2 protein-coding genes are annotated in these 1,846 nt (G+C 60.3%); both read left to right on the top strand.

Going from position 1 to position 1,846, the window contains the following annotated elements; all coding sequences use genetic code 11:
• Positions 1 to 409, top strand: a 409-nt coding sequence (locus tag AC1DY5_RS53865; protein ID WP_478122397.1) for a glycosyltransferase, incomplete at its 5' end; no start/stop codon positions are given.
• Positions 406 to 1,846 (top strand): glycosyltransferase family 2 protein (locus AC1DY5_RS53870; protein WP_478122398.1); only part of this gene is annotated, 1,441 nt, incomplete at its 3' end. The genes AC1DY5_RS53865 and AC1DY5_RS53870, both read left to right, overlap by 4 nt.

Below are 1,846 nucleotides of genomic sequence, written 5' to 3' on the forward strand. Positions count from 1 at the left end.
CATCTATGCCTCGCCGCATTGCGCCGAGGGCTTTGGCCTTACGGTGGCCGAAGCCATGGGTATGGGCAAACTTGTGGTCGCGACGGATTACAGCGGCACGCGCGACTTCCTCGACATCGCCAGCGGCTTTCCAGTCGACTACCAACTTCGCGCCCTCGAAGACGACCATGGAGCCTATGGGAGCGGCAACACATGGGCAACCGTCGATGAAGCCAAGCTGAGCGAAGCACTACTCGCAGCTGCCGATGAGGCCGTGAGGGGTGACAGCTCGAAATGCGAGGCCGCTGTGCGGCGGATTCGCGAGAAGTTGTCGCAGGACGCGGTCGCCGATCGGATGATTGAAAGTCTGTCTCAGTTGCTTCCAATCGAACTGATAGCCGCGTTGCCGGCACGGAGGATCGCACCATGAGCCACGGAATCCGGCTTTCTGAATTGAAGCGGGACGGTCTGCACCAGATTCGGTGCAATGCCGACGGGACAATTGCCCCCACGGAAGCGGCCAAGTTCCGCACAGGAATCTCACTTGGCGAGTGGTTCATCATCGGACCGCGCGATTTGGAGATTCACCCGTCTATCTGGGAACTGCTCGTGAGTGCCTCGGAGCGGCGGCCGGACGTAGGCGTCTTCTACGGCGACGATGTCGGTACGGGCTCCGCGCCCGATGCGCTAGATCTGTCGCTGAAGCCAACCTGGGATCTCTCGCTGGCATTGGCGAGCGACTACGTGGGACTTCCGCTCTTCGTTCGATCGGCGGCGGCAAGACAGATCGGCGACATCATCGTCGAGGCCGGTAGCGCCGCGTCGTTCGACCTGCTCCTGCGGGCTCATGCAGCAGGCGTCGTCGTCGGACGGATTCCCGAGGTGCTGGCACGGTACTCGGGGCCGCGTTTTCGTGCCAATGTCAAAGATCGCATCGCTGCGATCCAGCGCTGGTGGCCGAGAAGTGCGGGGTCTTTGATCAACATCACGCCGGGCCTCACGCCGGACAGCTTGAGGGTCGATAAGCTGTTCCATGAATCGCCTGAAGTCACGCTCGTCGTCCCAACGCGGCAGACAGTCGGGGCGTCGGCCAATGGCCGCGGCATCCCCTATGTTCTCCAATTCCTGGATAGTCTTGCCAGTTCCGACTATCCGATGGACAAACTCAATGTCCTCTTGGGCGACGATCTCGACAACGACGCCATCTACCGCGGCCGTCAGTGGCCGTTCAAACTGCGCAGGATATTGACTCATCGAGCCCGCGGTGAGAGTTTCAACTACGCGGCCAAGATGAACCACCTGTGGCGTGAAGCCACGACGGAAGACGTCATTCTGATGAATGACGACATCACGGTACGAGCCCCCGATTGGATTCAGGCGTTGCTAAGCTTCTCGACCCAAACCGATGTCGGGGGAGTTGGCGCCCGCCTGCTCTATCCCACGGGCAMGATTCAGCACGCAGGCATGCCTGGCGGGGTGTACGGGCTGTGCACCCATGCCTGGATCGGCGCATCCCCCACCGAGAACTCGTACCAAGATTGGGCGTCCGTTCACCGTGAATGGTCGATCGTGACCGGCGCGGTGTTCGCAACGCGAAAGAGCCTGCTCAATGAGGTCGACGGATTCGACGAACGCTTCCGCCTCGACTTCAATGACGTCGATCTATGTCTCAAGCTGAGAATGCTGGGATACCGCATCGTTTACACGCCGCATGCTGAACTGATTCATCACGAAAAGGGTTCACGCGGAAACGCAACATGGCCGCCCAGCGAACTCGCCCTGTTCTTGAGCAGGTGGGGGCAGTTTCTGGACAATGATCCGGCGTTTCATCCGAAGCTGTCCAAGGCGCATCACACGATACAACCGG

The sequence above is a fragment of the Variovorax sp. P4_D9 genome (assembly GCF_056401695.1).